We start from the raw sequence: 23,476 nt of genomic DNA, 5'->3' as shown, positions 1-23,476 counted from the left end.
GGAGATTCAAGCGTATCATCCGTCGAGCGTAACACCGCCCGTATCGCATAGGCCCGGAGAGACGTTCCCAGCCCGTACGCGCCCTCACGGCATCACCAGCCCGCCGTTGACGTGCAGCGTCTGTCCCGTCATCCAGGCGCTCTCGGCGCCGCAAAGAAAATAAAACGCCTCGGCCAGATCGTCCGGCCGGCCCATGCGCCGGCGCGGGATTTCCGCTTCTCTTTGTTTTCTGATCTCCGGCGTCCAGTTCACCATCACGCGCGGCGTGTCCGTCGGGCCGGGGGCGACGACGTTGACGCGGACTTCGTACGGCGCCAGCTCCAGCGCCAACGATTTGCTGAAGCCGATGACGCCGGCCTTCGCCGCGGAATACGGCGTGCGCAGCGCCGAGCCGGTGACGCCGTAGTTCGACGCCGTATTGACGATCCGTCCCTTTTTCTGCCGCATCATGATCGGCGCGACCTCGCGGCAAAAGAGAAACGTCCCCTTGAGGTTGATGTCGAGAACCTCTTTCCACTCCGCCCAGCTGAGCTCTTCGATGGGTTTGCGGTGGATGCTGCCGCCGGCGATGTTGGCGAGAATATCGACGCGTCCGTGGCGTGAGAGCACTGCGGCGACGACATTTTTGACTTCGGCGGCCCACCTCACATCGACGCGGAACGCTTCGGCCTTTCCCCCCTGGGAAACAATCGCGGCGCTCGCCTCCTCCGCCGCTTTACCGTCCCAATCGGCGATCGCAACGGCGATGCCGTGGGAAGCCAGCTTCAGCGAAACCGCGCGGCCGATACCGTTGGCGCCGCCGGTGATGAGCGCTACCTCGGCCATGCCGGCTCACTCGCCGTAGATTTGTCGAATCTCGTTTTTATAAAGCTCTGCCACGGCCGCGCGATCGATCTTGCTCTTCTGAAACGCGGTCACGCTTCGCACCCGCTCGGGGAAGTTGTTTTGCAACAGCACAATCTTTCGTATCTGCTCGTATTCTTCGAGGCGCTGGTTGATACGCTCGACCCGTGCCCAGACTATTTCGCGCAACCGTTCCGGACCCGAATCTTTTTCGAGCTCCGCCGCGATCCGGTCGGCCTCCGGCACGATCAGCGCCGCGATAAAGGGACGACGGTCGCCGACCAGAACCGCCTGGCGGATCAGCGGATCGCTCTCCAGCAGCAGCTCGATGTAAGCGGGATAAATGTTCGAGCCCTCGGCGCAGTAAAAAACGTCCTTCTTCCTCCCGACGATGCGCAGAGAGCCGTCCGGCTCGATTGCGCCCAGGTCTCCGGAATGAAACCAGCCGTCGGGATCGAGCGTCTCCCGCGTCACCTCCGGGTTCTGAAAGTAGCCCGGCGTCACCGTCGGGCCGCGCACGAGGATCTCGCCGTCGGCGGCGATGCGAATTTCGATATTGGCGAATGGCTTGCCCAGATTCCCCGGCCGGTTCTCCCCGATCCCGCAGAGCGTCACGCCGCCGCACTCGGTCGATCCGTAGGTGCCCAGCAAAGGAATTCCCATCAACTCGAAGAAGCGCATGATTCTCGGCGGCATGGCGGCGCCGCCGTAAGTGACGTACTTGATCCTGCCGCCCAGAGAACGCTTGACCGAATCTCGAAGCCGACCCTTCAGTTCGTTCACACGCTCGCGTTCCGCGGGCGTAGGAGATCCGTAGCCCGCGGCGCGCTGATCCAACCTCTCCAACTCTTCCCAATGCCGCCCGTTATCGCCCTCCGCGAGAATCGCCGCCAGTATTTTCTCCAACACTCTCGGCACCAGCGTCATCGAGGTCGGAGCGAGCGCCTGGATGCTTTTAAGATCGACGTCGAGCTCGGTCGTCTGCATCAGCGCCGTCGTCCGTCCCGTCGCCGCGCTCTTGTGAAAGCCGTACCGGCCCAAAAGATGATTCATGCTTAGGACGAGGGCCGCCAGCTCGTCCGGTTTGCTGAGCGCGATCTCGCCCCCCGAGGCGATGTTGGAGAGGATGTTCCGCTGCGTCTTCATGACGCCTTTCGGCTCGCCGGTCGAGCCCGACGTGTACATGATCGTCGCCAGATCGTCCTCATGAACCGATTCGAGAATCCGGTGAAGAGTCCTCGTGGGCGCGGGTCTTCCCAGAGCCCGTAGCTCTTCGAAAGTGAGCGTATCGGGGAGATTCGCCGCGGTCCGCTCCAAGACGACGATATGGGCGAGCGCGGGAAGCTGGGCTTTCAAGTTCAACAGCCTGCCGACGCCGGTTTCATCTTGGACAAAAGCCGCCCGCGCCCCGGAATGGGCCAGGAGCTTGAGAATCATCGACTGGGAAAGCCGGGGAGAAATAACGACGTTCGGCAAGCCCGCGGCGAGAGTCGCCATATCGGCGCACAGCCATTCCACGCTGTTTTCCCCGATGATCGCCACTCTTTCTCCGGCGCCGAGGCCGAGAGCATTCAGCCCGAGAACGGTTTCCTCGACCTTGGCGCCGAAATCTTTCCAGGAAACTTCTTCGAAGCGCCCGCCGTGCTGGAGATTGATAAAGGCTTGCTCTCCGAGTTGTGCGGCGCGCTGGAAAAAGAGCGCCGCGAGATGGCGCGGTTTTGTCGTCGGCAACTCTGCGCTTGCTTTCATCATTCCGCCGGAGCAAAGAGAGGCGGATCGTACTTCGAGCGCCCGGGCTTCTCGACCCGCTTGAGCCCGCGGATCTCCTCCCGATGCGCATAAGCGTACAGCACCGCCTCCGCAACGTCGTTCATATGGCCCGCGAGATACTTGCGCGCCGGCACCGCCAGGCGCAGCAGCTCGATCCCGCGCTCGATCTGATTCTTCGTGAGCGGCGGGCCCTTGGTGGCGCGCACGCCGGATACGGCGTAAACAAAAGCGGCCAACGCTTCGGCCGGATGGCGCTCCGGCGGCAAGGCCGGAAGAAAACGCTTGGCATCGATGAACACGCCGTGACCGGCCGCCGGCCGGAGGACCGGAACTTTGCCGGCTAACTTGCGCCAGAGACGATCGACCTGCTCCACCCGGCTTTGCGCGTAGGTCGCCGAGGAAAAAATTTCTTCAAGCGACAAGGCAAGGCCGGCAAGCGCTCCGGCGGGAGGCTGTCCGCCGTCGAGAAGTTGCTGAAACGAAGCCTTCTGATAGCTCTTTTCGTCGCGCGTCGCGATGAAGCCGCCGAGTGGAACAAGGAAGTCCTTGAGCGCGCTCATCGTCAAGCCGTCGGCGAGGGAGCAGGTCTCGCCGACGATTTCCCGGATCGAGCGCTGTTGCCAGCCCGGCTCCCGCTGCTGGATGAAGTAGCTGTTCTCCAGAATCCTGCACGCGTCGAGAAAGACCGGGATCTGCCGCGCTTGCGCGAAGGCGCGCACCTCCCGCAGGTTCGTGAGCGAGACGGGATGTCCGCCGCACGAGTTGACCGCGAGCTCGACGTAGATGCAGGAGACCTTCTCCGGTCCATGCTCCTCTACCACGCTCTCGAGCTTCAGGAGGTCCAGATCGGCCTTGAAAGGATCGTCGGAGGTAAGATCGTAGGCCTTATCCGAGATGACGTCGATCACCTTGGCCCGGTTCGATTCGATGTGATAGCGCGTGGAAGGAAAGAGCATGTTCCCCGGCACGACGGTTCCTTCCCTCACGTTGAGCTTCGCCCAGATGCGCTCGGCCGCGCGGCCCTGCATGCACGGAAGGACAAACGGAAAACCGAAAATCTCCCGGAAGCGCCGCGCCGCGGTCGTTTCCGATCCGGCCTCCGGACTCCCGCCGCCGATCAGCGTCGCGACTTGCGCGGTGCTGGGCGCGCTCACCGCGCTGTCGGTCTGCAAATCCACATACACCAGCTCTTGAGGAACCAGTTCGGTATTGTAGCAGGCCTCGGCCAGCGCCGCTTCTCTTTCCTTCCGGGTCGTCGCCCTCAAATTCCGCGCGACGGCGATGTCGTACGGAACCGAGAAGCCGATGTCCTGAACGTCTTTCATGCCGTTTGTCTTGTGGTCGCTGAATCGTCTGAAAATTTGCCGTCCCTCGTACGGGATCGGCGCGACCGCTAACCGCCGTCGGATCGGCCGATCTGCGGCGATGATTTTTTTGCCATTGGACCGGCGAGAAGAGCCTCGGCCTTTTTTACCATCTCGCGCTCGGTGGGATAATAAATGAGTTCGAGCGCTTTGGCCATGGGGAACCAACAGGCCTCCTCGACCTCTTGATCGTGCCGAGACACGTCCCCTTTGAGCCAACGGATCAGATAAAAATAGACGCGCTTGAAAATCCTGACCGTTTCTCCCTCTTTGGTCTTGTTCGTGTACCAATAGGTGATATCGCCCAGCTTTGCAACAATTTGTCCTTCCAAGCCCGTCTCTTCGCGGACCTCCCGGAGCGCCGTTTCCTGAAGCCCCTCGCCCTCTTCCACCTGACCCTTGGGCAAGCTCCACCGGCCCCTCACGCGGATCAGGGCCACTTCGATCGTTCCCTTGTGTTTTCGGTAAATAACGCCGCCGGATGAAATCTCTCTCACCGTGCGCATACGCAGCCGGTTTTAAGGTTGGAAAAGTTCTTCCTCTAACCAACGGAGATAACTTTCGCTGCCGGCAAGAATCGGCAGCGCGATGATCTCCGGCACCGAGTAGCTATGGAGCTCAAGGATTTTTTCTTTGAGCCGCTCGAAGAGGTCGCGCCGGGTCTTGACGATGAGAAGCTCTTCCTCGCTGGATTCGATCTTGCCTTGCCAGCGGTAGATCGACTGGACGGGCTTCACGCGGTTCACGCACGCGGCAAGCCGGCCCTCGACCAACGCGCGGGCGAGACGATCGCCTTCGTCGGCCGACCCTGCGGTTACGAATACGACGACGAACTCGCTCATAATCGGGATCTTACAACCCGGCTTCAGGACCAGTCAATGGCGTCGCCGGGAATTTAAAGTATTTTCGATGTGGCGCAAAAACCGCCCTCACTCGTCACGGGCCAGAACGTCGAGGAGATCTTTGATGGTCTGCGTCTTTTGCCGGTTGCTACTGCGTAAAACCTTGAGGAGTTTTTTAACCCAAACCTCGTCGCCGGCTTTTGCCTTATCCGGCGCGCCGGCGCCGCCGTAACGCGCCGGCCGCTCCGCCACCGACCCCACGCCGCCTTTACCCTGTACGGCCCCCAGCAACAGCCAATCCACGCTCTTCCCGGTAAGCTTGGCGATGCGCAAAAGAATTCGCGCCGTAGGAACGTGGCCGCTCAGACATTTCGAGATCGTCCCCTGCGGAATCTTGGCTTTGTAGGCGAATTGGGTGGGGCTCATGCCCATCGCCCGGATGGTCTCGGCAAGTCGAAGAGAGAACTGCTTGTTCATTCGTTAGCGAATATAACGTTGACAAGTCATTCAAATTGGAATATTCAGACTAAAAGTTTAAATTTGAGGCAATTTTGTTGCCCATGCTAGCAATGCAGTGGGTCAAAATCAAGATCCGCATGCTCGAACGCGGCATCTACAGCCAGAAAGCCCTGGCGGAAAAGCTGGGCGTCAATCCCTCCACCGTCACCCGCCTCCTCAAAGGCCAACGAAAATCGCGCCGGCTGCAGCAGCAAATCGCCGAGATTCTCGGCATGCCGGTCAACGCGGACGACAGAGACAGAAAGTAGCCAAGCTGGCCCACGATTTTGCTCCAGCAACCGACCTGACTTGTCCAAGGCATGATCTTATTGAAAGCCTGCTGTATGTGTGTTTTACTGAGGAAAATTTTCGGGCGCCATTCATGCAAAAAATCGATTTCGCCAAGGGGAACGGGCTTGTGCCCGTCATCGTCCAGGACTACCGCAGCCGCGAAGTTCTGATGATGGCTTATATGAACCAAGACGCCTGGAGCAAAACGCGAAAAACCGGCAAGGCCCACTACTACAGCCGCTCCCGGCGCGGACTCTGGTTAAAAGGAGAAGAGTCGGGACACTATCAGGAGGTCAAAGACATTTTGATCGATTGCGACAACGACACGCTTCTGCTCAGGGTCAAACAGCGCGGCGGCGGCGCCTGCCATCTCGGCTATCGGAGCTGCTTCTTCCGAAAAAAGGCGGCAAGAAACTGGAAAGTTGCGGCGATAAGAATTTTCAATCCGGACCAGGTCTATAAGAGCAAAAAGGCGTAACGACGTGAAGGAAGCCACCACCAAAGAATTAAAGCTCGGCCTCCCCAAGGGAAGCTTGGAGTCGATGACCATCGAGCTTTTCAAAAAGTCGGGTTGGAAGATCTCGACTGCGAGCCGGAGTTATTTCCCGTCGGTGGACGACAAGACGCTGCGCTGCAGCCTGGTGCGGCCCCAGGAGATGTCGCGCTACGTCGAGACCGGAACGTTGGACGCGGGCATCACGGGCAAAGACTGGACGATGGAGAACAACTCCGACGTCGAGATCATCGCCGAGATGGTTTATTCGAAGACGAGCTTCAAGCCTACGCACTGGGTTCTCGCGGTGCCGCAGGACTCGCCGATAAAAACCGCCCAGGACCTGAAAGGCAAGAGGATCGCAACCGAAATGGTGAACTTCACCCGTCGTTATTTCGCCGAGAAAAGAATCCCGGTGGAAGTGGAGTTTTCCTGGGGAGTGACCGAGGCCAAGGCCGCCGAGGGGCTGGTGGACGCGATCGTCGAAGTGACCGAGACCGGAACCACGATCCGGGCCCACGGTCTGAGAATCATCGATGAGCTGTTGCAATCGAACCCGCAGTTCATCGCCAACAAAAACGCGCTGAAGGACCCGTGGAAAAAAGAGAAGATCGAGCAGATCCGCCTGTTGCTTCAGGGCGCCCTGGCGGCGGAAAATAAAGTCGGCATCAAAATGAACGTCGCCGAGGCCGACCTCGACAAGGTCGTCAAGCTCATCCCCAGCATCACCGCGCCGACGGTGTCGCCGCTCTACGCGACCGCGGCGCTGCGCGGCGTGAAGTGGTTTTCCATCGAGAGCGTCATCGCCGAAGACGTCGTCCGCGACCTCATTCCCATGCTGATCCAGAATGGCGCCGTGGGAATCATCGAGTATCCGCTGAACAAAGTGATTTAAGCGGTTCGGTTTCGGCTCACGCCGAGTGCTGGCCGTCGAAGGTCGAACCACGGTTGGACGATTCCCGCTCGCGAAAGAAGTCCCGGGCGATCTCGGGGAAAAGCGCGTAGGAGATCACGTCCTCTTCGTTTTTGGCCAGGCCGCCGATCTCCTGGCGCGCCTGATCCAAACCAGGCTTCAGGAGATCGGCGGGCCGGCAGGTGATCGGTTCTTTTTTTCCTAACACCTTTTTCTTGATCTCATCGCTGATCGGCCCCGGCGGCCGGCCGTAAAGACCCGTGACGTAGTTCTTCGTCTCCGTGGCCACGACCGAGTATCTCTTTCCGGTCACCACGTTAAGAGCGGCTTGCGAACCGCAGATCTGGCTCGCCGGCGTCACCAGCGGCGGATAACCCAGATCCTTTCTCACCTCCGGCATTTCCTGCAGCACGGCCTCGAGCTTGTCTTCGGCGTTTTGCTGGCGCAGTTGCGCGACCAGATTGGACAGCATCCCGCCGGGAATCTGGGAAAACAGAATATCCGTCCTGATCTGGTTGTTGACGGGACTTTCGAATTCAGCGTACTTGGGACGGACGCCGTAGAAATATTCCGCGATCTCGCCCAAGAGCTTGAGATCCAGACCCGTGGTGTAAGGCGTCCCCTCCAATGCGGCGACGATCGATTCCGTAGCGGGCTGCGAAGTTCCCTGCGAAAGAGGCGAGAGCGCGGTATCGAGAATATCGACGCCGGCCTCCACGGCCATGATGTAGCTCATCGGCGCCAATCCGCTGGTACAGTGAGAGTGAAGGTGGAGCGGCAGCGAGAAGCGCGCCTTGATTCCCTTCACCAGGTCGTAGGCGACGTGCGGGGGGAGCAGCCCGCCCATGTCTTTGAGACAGAGGATCTGCACTCCCATGTCGGCCAGTTCTTCCGCCACGCGGAGAAAATAGTCTACCGAGTGGACCGGGCTGCTCGTGTAGCAGATAGCCCCCTCGACCAATTTCCCCGTCTTGAGCGCCGCCGCGATCGAGGCTTTCATGTTGCGCGCGTCGTTCATGGCGTCGAAGATCCGGAACACATCGATGCCTGCGGCCGCGGCGAGCTCGACGAATTTCTCGACGACGTCGTCCGGATACTGGCGATACCCGACCAGGTTCTGCCCGCGGAGCAGCATCTGAAATCGGGTGCGGGGCATGGCCCGGCGCAACCGATGCAAGCGCTCCCATGGACATTCCCTTAAATAACGCAAGGAGGCGTCGAACGTCGCGCCGCCCCAAACCTCCAAAGACCAGAACCCCGCTCGATCGAGCTTCGGCGCGATGGGCAGCATATCCTCCGTGCGCATGCGCGTCGCCAGCAACGACTGGTGCGCGTCGCGCAGAATGGTCTCTGTCAGCTCGATCTTCTTCGCCATACTATCCTTCGTAAATCTCTTTTTGCTTTTCCTCCAGGCGCGCTTTTTCTTCGGGATCGACGACGTAGACTCCGTTGACCGTTTTGATCTTTTCCGGGTCGTAGAAATACTGGGAGACTTCCAGGCCTTCGTCGAATTCGTACATCTTGATCGCGTCCCACGGGCAGATCTTTTTGTCGAGCCGGTCCTCCGACTCCGTGCCGATCAACTGAAGCTGGAATTTTTTCGGCAGCTTGTCGGCGTCGATCGGCTTTTTCGCGCTGTCGTAAAACCGCCCGGCGTACTCGAAGTAGATTTCTCCGGTCTCTTTGTGCTGGTGGATTTTGGTAAGGTCGTCGCTGTAGCACATCTGGCAGCCGATGCATTTGTCGTTGTCCACCCACACGCGGTAGGGCTTGAGGCCGCCTTGCGGCAGCTCTTCGTAGAGCAGATTAATACAGTTATCGACCGGACAATGCACCTCGCACAGCGGCGAGCCTGCGCAGCTCGAACAATTCTCGTCCATGACGGCGAGGAGCGCCGTGCCTTTACGCTTCTTTGCTGTCGGCTCCGCCATGGAGTATTCTCCTTGTCAGTTGATATCGCGAGTTTAGATAGATCAGTCCCGCGCCCACCAACAACACCCAATAATAGCGCACGAGCTTGACCTGTCCCCATTCCAGCCAGTAGACGAAATTGGGCGCGCGTGAGAGAAGGCTTTTCAAAGTCCTCTCGGCGCCGGCGTAGTCGCGCGCCTCCCGCTGAGCCTGCGACAACCCGTAAAGCGCGCCCTCGTCGTTGGGATTGGACCTGAGCGCCTGCTCGAAGTCCGCCCGCGCTTCACGCCACTTTTTTTCCTCGGCGTGGATCCAACCGAGATTGCTCCAGGCCTCGCCGTATTCCGGCCTGAGCGCGAGCGCCCGGTTGAAACTCGCCGCGGCTTTCTCCGGATCGCCCTTCTTTTTCCAGGCGACGCCGAGGTTGTTGTGCGCCTCCGGCCAATCCGGCTTCAGCTCCGCGACCCGGGAATAATCGGCGATGGCCGCCGGATAATCCCGCTTCATTTCCAGCGCGATCCAGCCGCGGAGCGTTCTCGCTTCGACGTGATCTGGATCGAGACTCAAGGCTTTTCCGATATCGATCTCCGCCCGGCGCACGTCGCGCGACCGCAAAGAAGCGATCGCGAGAAAAAGGTAAACGTCCGGCTCCTTCGGATATCGCCCAGAAAGCTCCGTCAGGACGGCCCGCGCCTCTTGGCTCTTCCCTTCCGATAAATATTTCCTTCCCAATTCCCACTGCGGCTCGCGCTCGAAGGGACTTCCGACGCCATGGGCGTTGGACACACCCAGCCACAGGATCCCCAGGAGAGTCGCCGCCCGGAAACCCCGCATCCTACTTCCACATCTCTTCCGGGATTTCGTCCTTTCTTCCTTCTTCGATGAGCTTATCGTTGCGAAACGCTTGCCTCATGCCGACCCAGGTGAAGAAGAGGACCAGAAGAAGCATCCCGACGATGGGAATGTTGTCGGGCTTGGTGACGATCTCCAAAAAATTCTGCCATCCGCTCGGCTCTTGCATCTTATCGAACCGCCTTTGAATTGGTAAATATTAGAAAATACCTCCCAAGTCAATCAACGTCTTTGTGCCGCAGAGATTCTTGACTGAATGTCGTGTCTTGGTGGGGAGCTGTTTAGATTGACTTAAAACGGGTTAATCGGATAATTTCCCCCAGGCGTGAGCTGGGGCACCTAAAGATGTTTACCCAAAAGAAAGCTATTCCGCCTTACAGGAAGTAGAGGGATACCATCCAAGTTGAGAAGCCCGTAGTATGTAGTATATGGGCGGAGTGGACAAGATCGAGCCGTGAATAGCTATCCCGTCATCGACATTGATGCTCATGTCTGGGAGCCCAAGGACCTTCCCCTGGAGCCGGCTTTCGATCAGTACAGACAAAAGTTGATAGAATTTGAGGACGGAAAAAAGCGTTGGGTCTTTGACGGCCAAACTTGGCCCAAAGAAGGTTATGCCTGCACTTTCCCCGGCCTTAAACCTAAATACAGGTGCGCAGGCGAGGCGGACCCGTTTAATGTGGAGGCTCGTCTTGCTGATATGGACCAGGAAGGGATCGATGTCGCGCTGCTCTTTCCCACTGGGTCACTCTCACGCGCCCGCCATGCCTTTCCGGCGCTTGGTATGTCCCTGGCGCGTTCGTATAACAATTGGCTGGCTAAATTCTGTTCCCGGGCTCCAGAAAGGCTTCTAGGCGCCGGGCTGATCCCTCTCACGGACATCCAAGGATCAGAGGACGAGCTCAGGCGCTGTATAAACGACTTCGGAATGCGTGCGATCTGTGTCCCAACCAATATCTACGGCAAGCACTTGGGGGATATATCGTTCCATCCTTTTTATGCCGAGGCCGAGCGGCTGGGCGTCCCGATCATGGTTCACTCCAATGTGGGCGGGTACATCGCCGCTGCCGGGAGCGAGCGTTTTGACAACTTCTTTTTTACCCACCTAGTCTCTTTTCCCTTTGAGGAGATGATCAGCATCGCCGCGGTGATCGGCTACGGCATTGTGGAGCGTTTTCCTAAACTCAACTTTGTCTTTCTCGAGGCCGGCGTCGGCTGGTTCCCCTATTGGCTTGAGCGGATGGATGAGCACTACGAGAAGCTTCCCAACCATGTGCCTGGAATCAAGAAGAAACCTTCAGAGTATCTTTCCAATTGTTTTATCTCCTGCGGTAACCCAGATGAGAAAACGTTGCCCCTGGTTATCGAAGACATCGGTGCAGACCACATTGTGTACGCGTCGGACTACCCTCACTGGTCTTCGGTAGGCCCTGGCACGGTCAATACGATAAAGAATAGTCGGGCCCTTTCCGAAGAGGCCAAACAAAAGATTCTCTCGGATAATGCGCGAAAGCTCCTTCGGTTGGAATAAGATTAAGCTCCGGGAGCTTGACAATCTCGGCTTCGCATTGATATCAAGATAAACGTCATAAGCTAAGAGTTAGGAGCTTCGCTTCACCTTTGTTATGGCTTGTCGTTGACGTGGGGCCTCATACTGGGACGAATTAATAACGGTTCAAAGTTATTTCTTACAGGGACGGAAGGAGGCATCGATATGGCTAAAGCAAAGAAAATCCCGGGGGGTATAACGGCGGAGGACTTCATCCGGATAAGAGATTGTCTGCGCGAGATTTTAAAAGAAGCAGGCGCAAAGCAGGCCAATCTACGTCTCAACGAATCAGCCGAAGAAGGCCCCCATCCTTTTTTTGTCGGCTGGGTCGGAGATAAGGACGTGGAAAAGAAAATACGTGATAGGAACGATCCAGATCCAGGCTTGTACCGCTTTGGAGACGACAACTATGCCACGGTATACAAAGACACGATTTCGGATCGTCGATGGGCCATCCAGAATCGAGATTGGTGCCGCAACCTGGCTGAAAAAAGTATGACTGCAAAGGGAATAGCCCCTAAGAGCGGAGTGATGTATCAAAAGTTTATTGGAATTTTGGTGAAAAACGGAAGCAAGCGCCGTTGCGTTGGCACATTGGCGCTAGGATTTGCTAGCAGGCCTAGCGGGCGAACTCATTCCAAGGTGGAAAAGATAATGAAGTCCTGGGCACGGGATCCGCGATTGAAGTTGGTTCAATTCCTTAGAGATAATTTTGAGCTTGGAGGGCCGATTTCTTCGCGATGAGGCCGCGCGTGAAGCGCCCGAGAACCGATAGAAAGGGGACTACTTTAACGGGCCCGAGTAGAAAGGAGGAGTTGCTCCATAGGACCCGGGAACTCTCAGCCCTGCTGACCATTGCAGAGACCGCGACCCAATCTCTCGATACCGAACAAATCTTGCGTGAAACCCTGCACAAATCACTGGAGATCCTTGGCTTTCATGCGGGCTATATACGCAGCTTAGACCCTGAGGCAAGAAATCTGGTTGTCCGTGTGGCCCGAGGTCTCTCCTCGCCCGAATTTTTGACCAATATTGCTCCTATGGACAGTCCTCGCCGGACCGTAGGAAAAATCGTCTTTGAAACTCGCGAGCCTTATGTGTCTCTGGATATTCGAAAAGATCCAATCTTCAAGAGACGGGCCATGGAACAAGAAGGAATCATTTCATTAGCCACCGTTCCCATATTGTCGAAGAGGCGCGTCCTGGGAACAATGGCCGTAGGGAGCCGTAAGTACCACAAATTTTCTCAAGGAGAAATTAACCTCCTCAAGGCCTTCGGCTCCCAACTCGGCGCGGCGCTGGAGAACGCCCAGCTCTATGAAGAGCTCCACACCGGCAAGGCCTACATCGAAAATCTCGTGGAGAACGCGGGCGACGCGATTATCTCGACGGATATGGAAGATCGCATCCTAACCTGGAACCGCGGCGCGGAGGTGATATTCGGTTACAGCAAAGAGGAGGCGGTCGGGCAAAGCCTGGGGATACTCCTTCCGCCGAACCGCGCCAAGGAATCGGAGGAGCTGAGGCACAAGGTCCGGCACGACGGTGTTATCCGCAACCTGGAGGTCCGCAGGCAAAGGAAAGACGGGGCTGTGATCGACGTGGCCCTGGCGGTATCGCCCATCAGCGACAAACAGGGCGATATAAGCGGTTTCCTCCATCTCGCCAAGGACATCACCGAGAAAAAGCGCTACGAAAAGAGGCTGAGGGATCTCGACAAGATGAAGTCGGACTTTGTCTCCAATGTCTCTCACGAGCTGCGCACGCCGCTTACCGCCATCAAGGGCTCCGCGGACAACATGCTGGACGGCATCACCGGCCCGTTGAACGAAAAACAGATCCGTTATCTCACGCGCATGAAATCGAACGCCGACCGGCTCACTCGGCTGATCAACAACATCCTGGATCTCTCACGGATCGAGGCGGGGAAAATCGATCTTAAGCCGGCCCTTCTTTCTCTGGTAAGCCTGGCCCAAGAGGTTACGGAAAGCATCCGGCCGGTGGCATCGGAGAAGCTGATCAGCCTCGAGGTCGTCTCTCCCGACGCCGGCGCGAGCGCCTGGGCCGACCGAGACAAGGTCGTGCAGGTGCTGACAAACCTGGTCGGGAATGCCGTCAAGTTCACCCCGCCGCACGGGCAGATCCGTGTGTCGATCCAGAAAAACGGCGCCGGTTGGACCGAGATATCCGTTGCAGACACGGGACCCGGTATCCCTCAGGAAGAGGCGGAAAAAATCTTCGACAAGTTCTATCAGGTTGCTCAGGCCGGAAAGCACAAATCCGGCGGCACCGGGCTTGGGCTGGCGATTTCCAAAGTACTGGTCGACATGCACGGGGGCAAAATCTGGGTGAGCAGCGAACCGGGCAGAGGAAGCATCTTTTCCTTTACGCTGCCCGAAGAGCAGCCGCTGAAACCGGAAGCGCCGGCCGACTGAGGAGACAACTTATGGGACTCAAGGTTCTCGTCGTCGATGATGAAGAAGACATCGTTGAGGTGATTCAGGATCGTCTTGAGGCTTATGGATTCACGGTGATCACCGCCGGGACCGGCGTGGAGGCGCTGAGCAGGCTGTCCACGGAAAAGTTCGATGGGGTCTTCCTCGACGTCAAGATGCCGGAGATGGGCGGGATCGAAACCCTGGAACACATCCGCGAGCGGGACAGAATGATCCCCGTCATCATCATCACCTCCTCCTCCACCCGAGAGGCGGCGATCGAAGCGATTGCCAAAGGCGCCAACGAATACGTTCTCAAGCCCTTCGAATGGGAAGAGCTGAAGGCAAAGATCGAGAAGGTCTACAACATCACGCTCTAGGTTATGCCCATGAAATCCTTTGAAGAAACCATCCTGGTCGTAGACGACGATCCCGATGTCCGGGAGGTCTTGAAGGACCGCCTGGAATCGCTGGATTACCGTGTCCTCACGGCTTCCGGCGGCAAAGACGGCCTCGACCTACTGGAGAAGCAGAGCCCGCAGATCGCGCTTTTGGACATCGAGATGCCCGACATGAGCGGGCTCGAAGTGCTGAAGGAGATTCGCGCGCGCGCGATGGACGTGACCGTGGTGATGATCACCGCCTACGGCACGATCGAGCGCGCGGTCCAGGCGATGAAGGAAGGGGCGTATGATTTCATCCCCAAGCCTTTCGATCCGGAACATATCGCGCTCATCGTGCAGAAGGCATTGGAGCGCGAAAGGCTCCGGCGGGAAGTAGAAATCCTCTCGGACGAGGTGGGCGAGCGCTATCGGCTGGTTGTGGGCAAGAGCGCCAAGATGAATAAGGCCGTAGAGACGGCCAAGAAAGCCGCGGCCAGCAAGACCACCATTTTGCTTTTAGGCGAAAGCGGCACCGGCAAAGAGATATTCGCCCGCGCCATCCATAACTGGGGCGACGAGAAAGCCAAACCTTTTGTGGCGATCAACTGCGTCGGACTCTCCAAGGAGCTTCTGGAGAGCGAGCTGTTCGGCCACGAAAAGGGCGCGTTCACCGGCGCTCACGAGCTCAAGAAGGGCAAGATGGAGCTGGCGCACGGCGGCACGATCTTTCTCGACGAGATCGGGGACATCTCCCCGGAGCTGCAAACGAAATTCTTAAGGTTCCTTCAGGAGCGGGAGTTCGAACGCGTCGGCGGGACCAAGCCCATCCACGTGGACGTAAGAATCGTCGCCGCCACGAACCGCGATCTCGACGCGGCAGTCAAAGACGGCCGCTTCCGCGGGGATCTCTACTACCGCCTGAACGTCATTCCCATCGTGCTTCCGCCTTTGAGAGACCGGAAAGAGGATATCCCCGAACTGACCAATTTTTTCATGCAGCGCTTCGCCGCGGAAACCAAGAAGGGCTTTACCGAGATCACGAAAGAAGCCCGGGACAGGCTCATCGCCTACGATTGGCCCGGCAACGTGCGTGAGCTGGCCAACGTGATCGAGCGCGCCGTCGTCCTGGGTCAGGGACCGAGAATCACTCCCCAAGACCTGCCTCCGAGGATCGTCGCGGCCGACTCGCGTCCCCGCTCCGGCAGCTTGTCGTATCGCGACGACGTGACCGCCTATAGGCGGGAGATCATCCTGAGGGCCCTTTTGCAGACCCGAGGCAACCGCACCGCCGCCGCCAAAGCCTTGGGCCTGGAAAAAAACTACCTCTCCAGGCTCATCAAGGCGCTTCAAATCCGACTTTGATTTTTTCCACTCGCGCTATCTAAAAAGACATCAATTCAGCTTTCTCGCCCGCCTCGTCACGTTCCATCGTCCCAGCTTTTTCTTGAAAAATTAGCGGCTTACTTCGCGCGCCCCTCGATGGCATATCCCTTGCTTTATTGCCTTCGACAGAGATTACGACGCGGAGGAAAAAAAGAATGATAGCTGGACAGATTTTAGTTGCGTTGAAGAGGCGAGACCGGATGCAGGAGATCCTACCGATCATCCAGAAGATCGCTAAGCCGGACATGAAGGTGACCTTCCTCGTTCCCTACCCCGTCGATCCGTGGGCCTGGTTACGCGACCATTGGATCGTGACCGAGTCGCCGCGAAAGGCCGTGTCGGAGGGAAAAAGAGTCCTCGCTCGATACTCGTGGGATAAGCAGAAGCGGTTGGCCGAGCGGAGAATTTCCGTGGCTCGGGAAGCTCTCGGCAAAATGGGGGTCGAGGTGGGCTTGGTGCTCAAGGGATGTTTTAGCCAGACCCTTCGGGAGTACGTTCTGAGCGAGAACTTTCAGTTCGTTTTGATGACGGCCGTCACCGGCCAGACCATGCTCGGATTGATGCACCTCACGACGATATTGCTCAGAAGGATCAAGCGGCCGAATTTACCCTCCTTCCTGCTCTACCGCAGCGCGGCGCTCACCGAGGAGGATCGGTTCGCCGCTTTATCGATGCGAGCGCAAAAACCGCTGAGCTGGCTTGAAGAAAACGACTCCGGTCGCCCCGGTGAAGCATGAACACCCAGGATATGACCGCTGAAGCTCTCGTCATGAAGCCCTATTCGTCGATCGAAGAGCTGACCCGGACCTTGGGACAAAAGATGAAGCGCCAACTGGAGGAGATCGGGCGTATCAGCCGTCTGAAGCGCTACCTGTCGCCGCAGATAGCCGAGTCGATCCTGAAACGAGACGACGGCGACCTTTTCGTAAGTCATCGGCGCGAGGTCACGGTCGTCTTTCTGGACTTGCGCGGTTTCACGGAGTTCTCGGATAGCGCCGAGCCCGAGGAGGTTCTCCAACTCCTCCGCAACTACCACGCCGAGATGGGCCGGCTGATATTCAAATACGACGGCACCCTGGAGCGTTTTGCCGGCGACGGCATCATGGCCTTCTTTAACGCCCCGGTGCCTTACGAAGATCATACGCGCCGAGCCGTGTGCATGGCGCTCGAGATGCGCGAGAGAATGAAAGTGATTCGAGTCGCATGGTGGTTGAAAAAAGGCTGGGATCTGGATCTCGGCATCGGGTTGGCCACCGGCTATGCGGCTGTAGGAGACATCGGTTTCGAAGGGCGGCTGGACTATGGAGCGGTCGGCAACGTGACGAATCTCGCCTCGCGCCTCTGCGAGGAGGCCGGCGGCGGACAGATTCTCACCAACCGGAGGACGCTGAGCGAAGTCGAGAACTGGGTCGAGGCCGAGAGCATCGGCGAACTCAAGCTCCGGGGATTCATCCGGCCCGTGAGCGTGTTCAACATCACAAAACTCAACCGTGAAAAAGCGGACCAATAACATGCGCCGGTGGAAACTCGCCGGCGCGAGCCGGTTGGTAAAGGACCTAACGGGAGGAATTATGAAAAACGGCAAGGAAATCTGCTTTCTCGTTTTCGTATGGATCGCTTGTTTCCTCATCTACCCGAATCCTGAGCGCGTCGGCGGCGGAACGACCGCCCCTTCGACGTGCGGCAGTTATAATATTCTAGACGCCAAAGCCAGAGCGGCGCTTGCCACCGGTTACCTGGAGGGAGTGCAGGCGGCCGTGGACAAAGAGGCGCGCGACATGCTGGTTCCGCCGGAAGATCAAGATCACCCGATCTGGTGGGTTCTGCCCGCGGGAGAAATTACCGCGGATCATCTAGGGACCCGGCTGACGGCAGTTTGTCGATCCAAAGCCAATGAAAACAAAAAATTATTGGACGCTTTTCTCGGTCTCGCCGCCAGGAAAGACGGATTTCCTCGCATCGGGCTGCCGCTCAACGACGGCCCTACGGAGACGTGGAGAACTTTTCTCAGCAAGTGCCGGCTCCGCTGCTCGAACTACCTTGCGACGGACGATGCCGAACGCGCCCATCTGATCTACGGCTACTATCTCGGCACGAGCGCGTTGACATCCATTCTCAAAACCTCACCCGAGCTGTCGCTGACGGTCTGGCCCGACGCCGACTATCGCGATGTCAATATGAGAATCAACGCCGCGTGCAGAGAAGAAAGATACGCCAATTCCACGATCCGCGACGTGCTTTGGCTGACGACGGCGGAAATGGGTGTGGAAAAAAGACTCGCCGGCGGGAAGTAGTGCCAAGCCGTCTCCTTGCCATCCTATTTCTTGCCTTTTGAGGAAAAACTCGATAGGAATTTCCTCGATTCGATCGCACCCGCGCGACCCCACATGGATTTGACCGGCAAAACCGCCCTGGTTACGGGCGGCGGAACCGGCATCGGTAAGGCCATCAGCGAAGCGATGGCTAAAAACGGTGCCCGCGTCGCCGTCGCTTCGCGAAATCCGGCGCATCTAAATAACTTCGCGAGCGGTGCGTTCCTGCCGATCGAGATGGACATCAGAAAAAAAGATCAGGTGCAACGAGGCGTCGCGAAAATCGTCGAGACCTGGGGTCCTATCGACATCCTGGTCAACAATGCCGGCGTCTCGGGACTCACCCGCATCGACGACGCCGACGACGGCCGCTGGCGCGATATCGTAGAGACCAACCTCACCGGAACCTATCTCGTGACCAAAGAAGTCCTGCGGTCGATGAGAAAAAACGCCAACGGCCGGATCATCAACATCTCCTCGGTGTTGGGCAAGTTCGGAGTTCCCGGTTACTCTGCCTACTGCGCGACCAAGCACGGCATGATCGGCTTCACCCGCGCGCTGGCGCTGGAAGTCGTCGACCGCGGCATCACCGTGAACGCGATCTGCCCGGGGTGGGTGGAGACCGAGATGGCGCGTTTCGGCATCGAAGAGAGCGCGGCCAATCAGGGGATCACGCCGGAGGAATTCAAAAAACAGGCGGTCGCGGCGGTGCCGATCGGAAGATTTCTCGACGCGGATGAGGTGGCGGAACTCGTGCTCTATCTGGCGTCGGACAAGGCAGGCGGAATCACCGGGCAGGCGATCAACATCTGCGGCGGCCAGACCATGGTTTAGCCCGGATTGTTCTCACGATCAGCCCTCAAGCGCGAACCACTCCGGGCGAGGGCAATAGTTTCTGTGGCTCGAGGGCCGCCCTCGCCAGCCACCCCAAAGTTGCTAACTCCATCGGCTGGGGCCTGCCGTGTCGCTCCACGTCCCTGTGCCCTTCGCCCTTCGGGCTCGCGCTCTCGGGCTTCCCTTCCGGGCACGGTTCCGCAGGGGGCGAGGATGAAAGCCGCAGGCACAGGGACGCGGAGGTTCGAGGTTCAATGACTTGTGCGGTGCTTGGCATCCCGGAGTATGGTATTTCGATTGTTCGCTGCAGTGCAAGTGTCTCGACGGAGTCAACGAGGCACAGACCTATTGCCTGCGGCTGGAAGGCTCGCCCTCGAGGAACCGAGGGAAATGACACTCTGTCGATAGGATTAACGGTGATATGAATTATCCGGGCTAGTGCCCGCGGCTTGGCGGTAAATTCCATCCCCGCTGGCCTCGACTCTGTCTCCTGAAAATTTTATAGAACGCTCCATGAACAGCGATACCGTCGAAGTCCACAGTCCCGCGACCGGCGATAAGATCGGGGCGCTCGCGGTGGCGTCCGCCGCGGAGGTCGCGCGAGCGGTCGCCAAGGCGCGCGCGGCGCAGGCTCTGTGGGCGGAGAAAAATTTCCGCGAACGTGCGCGGGTTCTTTACCGTTATCGCGATCTCTTGATCGATCATCAGGAAAAGATGGCCGACGTCGTGACGGCGGAGACCGGCAAACCCCGGGCCGAGGTTTACGGCAACGAGCTTTTTTATCTCTACGACGCCATCGGCTTCTGGGCTGGTAACGCCGCCAAATATCTTGCGCCCGAGAAGATCCGGCCGCATCTGTTGAAAACGAAGAAGGTGGCATCGATCTACGGTCCGATCGGCGTCGTCGGCATCATCAGCCCGTGGAACTTTCCCCTGGTGCTCTCCATCGGCGACGCGATTCCCGCGCTCATGGCCGGCAACGCGGTCGTCATCAAGCCCTCGGAGCTGACGCCGATGACGGCGCTTTACGGCGCCGAGCTGGCGCAACCAGCCGGCTTTCCGGAAAACCTGCTCCATGTCGTCGTCGGCTACGGCGCGACCGCCGAGTTTCTGATCGATCATGCCGATATGATCTGCTTTACCGGCAGCGTGGCGACGGGGAAGAAGGTGGCGCGCCGCGCCGCTGAGAGATTGATTCCTGTATCGCTGGAGCTTGGCGGCAAAGATCCGCTGATCGTGCTCAAAGACGCCGACCTCGAGCGCGCGGCGAACGCCTGCGTCTGGGGCGCGCTGATGAACTCGGGACAGGTCTGCACCTCGATCGAGCGCGTCTACGTGGAAGAGCCCGTCTATCCGGACTTCGTCGACCGGGTCGTCCAACGGGTCCGGTCGCTGCGCCAGGGCGCGAGCGCGGACGAAGTCGAGCTGGGAAGCATGACTTCGGCGGCGCAGATCGAGAAAGTCGCCGCCCAGGTCGAAGACGCCGTCCGCAAAGGCGCGAAGATTCTATGCGGCGGGCGGAAAAATCCCAACTTCAAAGGGCTCTACTACGAGCCCACGGTGTTGGTGGACGTTGATCACGGAATGGACATCATGACGGAGGAAACTTTCGGCCCGGTCATTCCGCTCATGCGCGTCAAAGACGCGGATGAAGCCGTGCGGCTGGCCAACGACTCCCGCTACGGTCTCGACGGCGGGATTTTTACCAGGGACAAGGAGCGCGGCAGGCTCATTGCGGAACGAATTCACGTGGGATCCATGTGCATCAACGACTGCCTCGTGAACTACGCCATTCCCGACGCGCCGATGGGAGGAATCAAAGAGAGCGGCATCGGGAGAAGGCACGGCGCCGAAGGAATCCGCAAATTCTGCCGGCAAAAGACGATCGTCGCGGATCGATTAGGTTTAAAAAGTGAGCTCATCTGGTTCCCGCTGACGCGACGAAAGACGGAGCTGTTCCACCGGGGCTTCCGGCTCCTCTACCGATCGGGCTGGAAAAACAAATTCTCGGCCATGAGAAAAAACCGGCGGGACCGAAAGCCCACAAAATGCTTATGACAACGCGAGACTATTGACTTGCGTTGGATTTGAGGCAATATCACAAGGCCGGCCCGCAAAAATCCCGCCGCGCGGGAGTCCGGCCGCCGAAAAAATTTCTCCGGCAGCGTATAAGGAGAAGGGGTATGAGCAAGGATTTACCGACATTCATCGCCCAGGAAGAACGGGAGAGGCCGGGCTCGGTCATTCGCGTCAAAGACAGAATCGATCCCAATCGCCACGAGACGATCGCCTACTTGAAGCACCTCGATAATCGCGGCGAACGGAAGATGGTGCTGTTCGAAAATATCGTCAACCTGAACGGCGAGCCTTCGCCGTTCTCTCTCTTCTACAATCCCTTCGTCACGCGCCAGTTCTGCGCCGACGCGCTGGACATGGGCGAGCTGAAATCGAACATGGACTTGAGCCTCGAAGTCGCCCGGCGCGAGCTCAAAAAAGGCGAACTGGAAACCATCTCGCCCACAAAGGCGCTGTGCAAGGAAGTCGTGCGCAAAGGCGCCGACGCCGATCTGAGAACGCTGCCGATTCCGATGCACCAGAAAGACGACGTCGGCGCTTATCTCACCATGGTCTGCATCATGAAAAGCATCGACCGGGGTTTTTACGACATCACGTTCACCAAGAACATGTACTACGCGCCGCGGCGCATGAGTTTTTCCGCTCACGCCCACCACCACCTGGAAGCGATGACCACCGAATACGAGAAGCAGAATCGCCGCGCGCCGGTGATCGTCGTTCTGGGCCACCATCCGGCCTTTTTTCTCTCCAGTTGTGCCATGACTCCTTTCGGCAACAACGACTACATGACTGCAAGCGGCTTCCTCGGCGAGCCGCTCCGGCTGACGCCTTCGGAAACCTGGGGGGAGGATTTTCTCGTCCCCGCCGACGCCGAAGTCGTTATCGAAGGCGAAGTCCCGCCCAACGTGCGCGAGTCGCAAAACCCGTTCGGCGAAATCCTCGGCTACTATCAGGGCGAGATGAAAGTGCCGGTCATCGAAGTCACCGCGATCACGCATCGGAAAAAAGGCATCGTCGAGGACTTCTGGCCCGGACACATGGATCACTGGAACCTCGGCGGCATCCCCAAAGAAGGAAGCGTTTACAACGTGATCAAGAAGAACGTGCCGGGGATCAAGGCGATCCACCTGCCCGCGTCCGGCTGCAGCCGGCTCATCTGCTACATCTCGATCAAGAAGGAATTCATCAACGATCCGAACAAGGCCGCGATGCAGGCTTTCGTCGAGATGCCCAATCTCAAGCTCTGCGTCGTCGTGGACGACGACATCGACGTCTTCAACGAGAGAGACGTGATGTGGGCGGTCAGCACCCGCACGCACTGGGACAAGGACATCGAGATCGTCCGGAAGGTTCAGAGCTTTCGCGGCTGGCTCGGCGACGCCGTGGCGATGATCGACGCGACGAAACCCCTCAAAGGAGAGTTCCCCAAGCGCAATGAAATCCCCGAAGAGGCGATGGAGCGGGTCAGCCGGTTTTTCAAATAGGGAGGGGCGATGGAAAAGGTGGTGCCGATTCTAACGATGGAAAAGTGGATGCCGGTTTTCTGGATCTTAGGGATCGCCATCGGGTTTCTCGCGGTGCTCATGATACTCGACTACGTCAAAACCAAAACAAGAAGAGGGCCGGATAAGAAAGGTTAAAATGAATCGAGGGCCGATTGCCGGATTGAAACTTTTCAAAAGCGGCAAGGTCAGGGAGATGTACGATCTCGGCGACCGGCTTTTGATGGTCGCGTCGGATCGGATCTCCTGCTTCGACGTGGTGCTTCCGACCGAGATTCCCGATAAAGGAAAAATTCTAACCGCCCTGTCGGAATACTGGTTCAAGGCGATGGAGGATATCGTTCCCCACCATCTGATCACCACGGACGTCTCCAAGTTTCCCGCCGCTTGTCAACCGCATAAGAAGTTTTTGGCAGGCCGGAGCATGCTGGTGAAGAAGTCGAACCCAGCGCCGGTGGAATGCATCGTGCGCGGTTATCTCGCCGGCTCCGGCTGGAAAGAGTACCAAAAGACCGGCAAAGTTTGCGGCATCGCGCTGCCCCAGGGATTGGTCGAGGCTTCCCGCCTCGACGAGCCGATCTTCACGCCGTCGACCAAGGCGCCCGTGGGCGAACATGACGTGAATATCGATTTTTCAAAGACCGTCGATATGGTCGGCAAGCAGAACGCCGAAAATTTGCGCGAGGCGAGCCTCGCCATCTACAAGCGGGCTCGCGAGATGGGCGAGAAAAAAGGCATTATCATTGCCGACACGAAATTCGAGTTCGGCGTGCTGGACGGCAAGCTTATCGTCATCGACGAGATGCTCACGCCGGACTCCTCCCGCTTCTGGCCCAAGGAAGGCTACCTTCCGGGAACCTCGCCCGAGAGCTTCGACAAGCAATACGTCCGCGACTATCTCATCGAGAGCCACTGGGACCCGCACAACCCGCCACAACTGCCGCTGGAGGTTATCCGCAAGACGCAAGAGAAGTACGCCGAGGCTTTGCGGCGGCTGACTACGGCCGCGTAGCACGCGCAGTCGCTGATACTCAGAAGTCCACCATTTAACGGCGCCTTCTAGAGCTGCCGCGAGAGCCCTTAGTCGTCTTTTTCGCCCGCCGCAGTGCGCGAACGTCGGCACGGTCCTGCAGTCTTCCTGACACTTCCTTGGCGTGGATCAAATCGTCGAGGCCGAGGTAATCAGCCTTAACGGACCCGAAGCGGGCTTCGATGCGACGCTCCC

At 58.3% G+C, this 23,476-nt stretch carries 26 protein-coding genes; 16 read left to right on the top strand and 10 right to left on the bottom strand.

Going from position 1 to position 23,476, the window contains the following annotated elements; genetic code table 11:
- Positions 1 to 84: 84 nt before the first annotated feature.
- From VGL70_18620 to VGL70_18595, 6 genes are all read right to left on the bottom strand, one after another.
- Positions 85 to 825: an SDR family NAD(P)-dependent oxidoreductase gene (locus VGL70_18620; protein ID HEY3305542.1), complete on the bottom strand. Its 741-nt coding sequence runs from the start codon at positions 823 to 825 to the stop codon at positions 85 to 87.
- Between the two features lie 6 nt (positions 826 to 831).
- Positions 832 to 2,592, bottom strand: coding sequence for an AMP-binding protein (locus VGL70_18615; protein ID HEY3305541.1), 1,761 nt, complete (start codon positions 2,590 to 2,592; stop codon positions 832 to 834).
- Positions 2,592 to 3,938: a tryptophanase gene (locus VGL70_18610; protein ID HEY3305540.1), complete on the bottom strand. Its 1,347-nt coding sequence runs from the start codon at positions 3,936 to 3,938 to the stop codon at positions 2,592 to 2,594. The genes VGL70_18615 and VGL70_18610 overlap by 1 nt, the downstream gene beginning before the upstream one ends.
- Before the next feature lie 68 nt (positions 3,939 to 4,006).
- A complete protein-coding gene (locus tag VGL70_18605) occupies positions 4,007 to 4,483 on the bottom strand; it encodes an NUDIX hydrolase (GenBank protein HEY3305539.1) in 477 nt (158 codons plus the stop codon).
- Positions 4,484 to 4,495: 12 nt separating this feature from the next.
- The gene (cutA, locus tag VGL70_18600; GenBank protein ID HEY3305538.1) at positions 4,496 to 4,819 is read right to left on the bottom strand and encodes a divalent-cation tolerance protein CutA; all 324 of its coding nucleotides are present in this window, start codon (positions 4,817 to 4,819) and stop codon (positions 4,496 to 4,498) included.
- 87 nt (positions 4,820 to 4,906) lie between these two features.
- Positions 4,907 to 5,245 carry a helix-turn-helix transcriptional regulator gene (locus VGL70_18595; protein ID HEY3305537.1) on the bottom strand — a complete coding sequence of 113 codons (339 nt, stop codon included), beginning with the start codon at positions 5,243 to 5,245 and terminating at the stop codon, positions 4,907 to 4,909.
- A gap of 143 nt (positions 5,246 to 5,388) precedes the next feature.
- Between VGL70_18595 and VGL70_18590 the strand changes: the two genes are divergently transcribed.
- The 3 genes from VGL70_18590 (at position 5,389) to hisG (ending at position 6,996) form a co-directional block, all read left to right on the top strand.
- On the top strand, positions 5,389 to 5,586 hold the full coding sequence (locus VGL70_18590; protein HEY3305536.1) for a helix-turn-helix transcriptional regulator: 198 nt from the start codon (positions 5,389 to 5,391) through the stop codon (positions 5,584 to 5,586).
- Between the two features lie 113 nt (positions 5,587 to 5,699).
- Positions 5,700 to 6,086, top strand: a complete 387-nt coding sequence (hisI, locus tag VGL70_18585; protein HEY3305535.1) for a phosphoribosyl-AMP cyclohydrolase — start codon at positions 5,700 to 5,702, stop codon at positions 6,084 to 6,086.
- 4 nt (positions 6,087 to 6,090) lie between these two features.
- Entirely contained in the window at positions 6,091 to 6,996 is a 906-nt protein-coding gene (gene hisG, locus VGL70_18580) for an ATP phosphoribosyltransferase (protein ID HEY3305534.1), read from the top strand.
- Positions 6,997 to 7,012: 16 nt separating this feature from the next.
- Here the strand turns inward: hisG and VGL70_18575 are convergent, their stop codons facing one another.
- Genes VGL70_18575 through VGL70_18560 form a run of 4 tightly spaced genes read right to left on the bottom strand, consistent with a single transcriptional unit; the run spans position 7,013 to position 9,946 of the window.
- The gene (locus tag VGL70_18575) at positions 7,013 to 8,389 is read right to left on the bottom strand and encodes a pyruvate carboxylase subunit B (GenBank protein ID HEY3305533.1); all 1,377 of its coding nucleotides are present in this window, start codon (positions 8,387 to 8,389) and stop codon (positions 7,013 to 7,015) included.
- Position 8,390: 1 nt separating this feature from the next.
- Positions 8,391 to 8,945, bottom strand: a complete 555-nt coding sequence (locus VGL70_18570; protein HEY3305532.1) for a hypothetical protein — start codon at positions 8,943 to 8,945, stop codon at positions 8,391 to 8,393.
- Complete coding sequence (locus VGL70_18565) at positions 8,917 to 9,759, bottom strand: tetratricopeptide repeat protein (protein HEY3305531.1); 843 nt, start codon at positions 9,757 to 9,759, stop codon at positions 8,917 to 8,919. Before VGL70_18565 ends, VGL70_18570 begins: the two co-directional genes overlap by 29 nt.
- A 1-nt stretch (position 9,760) precedes the next feature.
- Positions 9,761 to 9,946 (bottom strand): hypothetical protein, encoded by a 186-nt coding sequence (locus VGL70_18560; protein ID HEY3305530.1) that lies wholly within the window; start codon positions 9,944 to 9,946, stop codon positions 9,761 to 9,763.
- A 285-nt stretch (positions 9,947 to 10,231) separates the two neighbouring features.
- On the opposite strand from VGL70_18560, the gene VGL70_18555 reads away from it, so the two are divergent.
- From VGL70_18555 to VGL70_18495, 13 genes are all read left to right on the top strand, one after another.
- On the top strand, positions 10,232 to 11,308 hold the full coding sequence (locus tag VGL70_18555) for an amidohydrolase family protein (protein ID HEY3305529.1): 1,077 nt from the start codon (positions 10,232 to 10,234) through the stop codon (positions 11,306 to 11,308).
- A 183-nt stretch (positions 11,309 to 11,491) separates the two neighbouring features.
- Positions 11,492 to 12,070: a hypothetical protein gene (locus tag VGL70_18550; GenBank protein ID HEY3305528.1), complete on the top strand. Its 579-nt coding sequence runs from the start codon at positions 11,492 to 11,494 to the stop codon at positions 12,068 to 12,070.
- Positions 12,067 to 13,761 (top strand): ATP-binding protein, encoded by a 1,695-nt coding sequence (locus tag VGL70_18545; protein ID HEY3305527.1) that lies wholly within the window; start codon positions 12,067 to 12,069, stop codon positions 13,759 to 13,761. The genes VGL70_18550 and VGL70_18545 overlap by 4 nt, the downstream gene beginning before the upstream one ends.
- Before the next feature lie 11 nt (positions 13,762 to 13,772).
- The gene (locus VGL70_18540) at positions 13,773 to 14,141 is read left to right on the top strand and encodes a response regulator (protein HEY3305526.1); all 369 of its coding nucleotides are present in this window, start codon (positions 13,773 to 13,775) and stop codon (positions 14,139 to 14,141) included.
- A 9-nt stretch (positions 14,142 to 14,150) separates the two neighbouring features.
- Positions 14,151 to 15,506, top strand: a complete 1,356-nt coding sequence (locus tag VGL70_18535) for a sigma-54 dependent transcriptional regulator (GenBank protein HEY3305525.1) — start codon at positions 14,151 to 14,153, stop codon at positions 15,504 to 15,506.
- A 221-nt stretch (positions 15,507 to 15,727) separates the two neighbouring features.
- Entirely contained in the window at positions 15,728 to 16,264 is a 537-nt protein-coding gene (locus tag VGL70_18530) for a hypothetical protein (GenBank protein ID HEY3305524.1), read from the top strand.
- Positions 16,261 to 17,037 (top strand): adenylate/guanylate cyclase domain-containing protein, encoded by a 777-nt coding sequence (locus VGL70_18525; GenBank protein ID HEY3305523.1) that lies wholly within the window; start codon positions 16,261 to 16,263, stop codon positions 17,035 to 17,037. Before VGL70_18530 ends, VGL70_18525 begins: the two co-directional genes overlap by 4 nt.
- Before the next feature lies 1 nt (position 17,038).
- Complete coding sequence (locus VGL70_18520) at positions 17,039 to 17,821, top strand: hypothetical protein (GenBank protein HEY3305522.1); 783 nt, start codon at positions 17,039 to 17,041, stop codon at positions 17,819 to 17,821.
- 93 nt (positions 17,822 to 17,914) lie between these two features.
- The gene (locus tag VGL70_18515; GenBank protein ID HEY3305521.1) at positions 17,915 to 18,673 is read left to right on the top strand and encodes an SDR family NAD(P)-dependent oxidoreductase; all 759 of its coding nucleotides are present in this window, start codon (positions 17,915 to 17,917) and stop codon (positions 18,671 to 18,673) included.
- 513 nt (positions 18,674 to 19,186) lie between these two features.
- Positions 19,187 to 20,731: a succinic semialdehyde dehydrogenase gene (locus tag VGL70_18510; GenBank protein ID HEY3305520.1), complete on the top strand. Its 1,545-nt coding sequence runs from the start codon at positions 19,187 to 19,189 to the stop codon at positions 20,729 to 20,731.
- A gap of 125 nt (positions 20,732 to 20,856) precedes the next feature.
- Complete coding sequence (locus VGL70_18505; protein HEY3305519.1) at positions 20,857 to 22,233, top strand: UbiD family decarboxylase; 1,377 nt, start codon at positions 20,857 to 20,859, stop codon at positions 22,231 to 22,233.
- A gap of 9 nt (positions 22,234 to 22,242) precedes the next feature.
- Positions 22,243 to 22,389: a hypothetical protein gene (locus VGL70_18500; protein HEY3305518.1), complete on the top strand. Its 147-nt coding sequence runs from the start codon at positions 22,243 to 22,245 to the stop codon at positions 22,387 to 22,389.
- 1 nt (position 22,390) lies between these two features.
- A complete protein-coding gene (locus tag VGL70_18495) occupies positions 22,391 to 23,263 on the top strand; it encodes a phosphoribosylaminoimidazolesuccinocarboxamide synthase (GenBank protein HEY3305517.1) in 873 nt (290 codons plus the stop codon).
- Positions 23,264 to 23,476 lie beyond the last annotated feature (213 nt).

The sequence above is a fragment of the Candidatus Binatia bacterium genome, from assembly GCA_036504975.1.
Taxonomy (GTDB): Bacteria; Desulfobacterota; Binatia; order UBA9968; family UBA9968; genus JAJPJQ01.
The sequence above is the reverse complement of the archived record's forward strand: the minus strand, read 5'-3'. Positions and strand labels throughout refer to the sequence as shown.

Bases quoted from the DNA above. Each gene is read 5' to 3' on its own strand.
- VGL70_18510 (HEY3305520.1), top strand. From the start codon at position 19,187: ATGAACAGCGATACCGTCGAAGTCCACAGTCCCGCGACCGGCGATAAG.
- VGL70_18520 (HEY3305522.1), top strand. From the start codon at position 17,039: ATGCGCCGGTGGAAACTCGCCGGCGCGAGCCGGTTGGTAAAGGACCTA.
- VGL70_18495 (HEY3305517.1), top strand. From the start codon at position 22,391: ATGAATCGAGGGCCGATTGCCGGATTGAAACTTTTCAAAAGCGGCAAG.
- VGL70_18515 (HEY3305521.1), top strand. From the start codon at position 17,915: ATGGATTTGACCGGCAAAACCGCCCTGGTTACGGGCGGCGGAACCGGC.
- VGL70_18605 (HEY3305539.1), bottom strand. From the start codon at position 4,483: ATGCGCACGGTGAGAGAGATTTCATCCGGCGGCGTTATTTACCGAAAA.
- VGL70_18615 (HEY3305541.1), bottom strand. From the start codon at position 2,592: ATGAAAGCAAGCGCAGAGTTGCCGACGACAAAACCGCGCCATCTCGCG.
- VGL70_18540 (HEY3305526.1), top strand. From the start codon at position 13,773: ATGGGACTCAAGGTTCTCGTCGTCGATGATGAAGAAGACATCGTTGAG.
- VGL70_18595 (HEY3305537.1), bottom strand. From the start codon at position 5,245: ATGAGCCCCACCCAATTCGCCTACAAAGCCAAGATTCCGCAGGGGACG.
- VGL70_18575 (HEY3305533.1), bottom strand. From the start codon at position 8,389: ATGGCGAAGAAGATCGAGCTGACAGAGACCATTCTGCGCGACGCGCAC.
- VGL70_18535 (HEY3305525.1), top strand. From the start codon at position 14,151: ATGAAATCCTTTGAAGAAACCATCCTGGTCGTAGACGACGATCCCGAT.
- VGL70_18590 (HEY3305536.1), top strand. From the start codon at position 5,389: ATGCAGTGGGTCAAAATCAAGATCCGCATGCTCGAACGCGGCATCTAC.
- VGL70_18530 (HEY3305524.1), top strand. From the start codon at position 15,728: ATGCAGGAGATCCTACCGATCATCCAGAAGATCGCTAAGCCGGACATG.
- VGL70_18610 (HEY3305540.1), bottom strand. From the start codon at position 3,938: ATGAAAGACGTTCAGGACATCGGCTTCTCGGTTCCGTACGACATCGCC.
- VGL70_18570 (HEY3305532.1), bottom strand. From the start codon at position 8,945: ATGGCGGAGCCGACAGCAAAGAAGCGTAAAGGCACGGCGCTCCTCGCC.
- VGL70_18545 (HEY3305527.1), top strand. From the start codon at position 12,067: ATGAGGCCGCGCGTGAAGCGCCCGAGAACCGATAGAAAGGGGACTACT.
- VGL70_18560 (HEY3305530.1), bottom strand. From the start codon at position 9,946: ATGCAAGAGCCGAGCGGATGGCAGAATTTTTTGGAGATCGTCACCAAG.
- hisI (HEY3305535.1), top strand. From the start codon at position 5,700: ATGCAAAAAATCGATTTCGCCAAGGGGAACGGGCTTGTGCCCGTCATC.
- VGL70_18500 (HEY3305518.1), top strand. From the start codon at position 22,243: ATGGAAAAGGTGGTGCCGATTCTAACGATGGAAAAGTGGATGCCGGTT.
- VGL70_18550 (HEY3305528.1), top strand. From the start codon at position 11,492: ATGGCTAAAGCAAAGAAAATCCCGGGGGGTATAACGGCGGAGGACTTC.
- VGL70_18525 (HEY3305523.1), top strand. From the start codon at position 16,261: ATGAACACCCAGGATATGACCGCTGAAGCTCTCGTCATGAAGCCCTAT.
- VGL70_18565 (HEY3305531.1), bottom strand. From the start codon at position 9,759: ATGCGGGGTTTCCGGGCGGCGACTCTCCTGGGGATCCTGTGGCTGGGT.
- cutA (HEY3305538.1), bottom strand. From the start codon at position 4,819: ATGAGCGAGTTCGTCGTCGTATTCGTAACCGCAGGGTCGGCCGACGAA.
- VGL70_18620 (HEY3305542.1), bottom strand. From the start codon at position 825: ATGGCCGAGGTAGCGCTCATCACCGGCGGCGCCAACGGTATCGGCCGC.
- VGL70_18505 (HEY3305519.1), top strand. From the start codon at position 20,857: ATGAGCAAGGATTTACCGACATTCATCGCCCAGGAAGAACGGGAGAGG.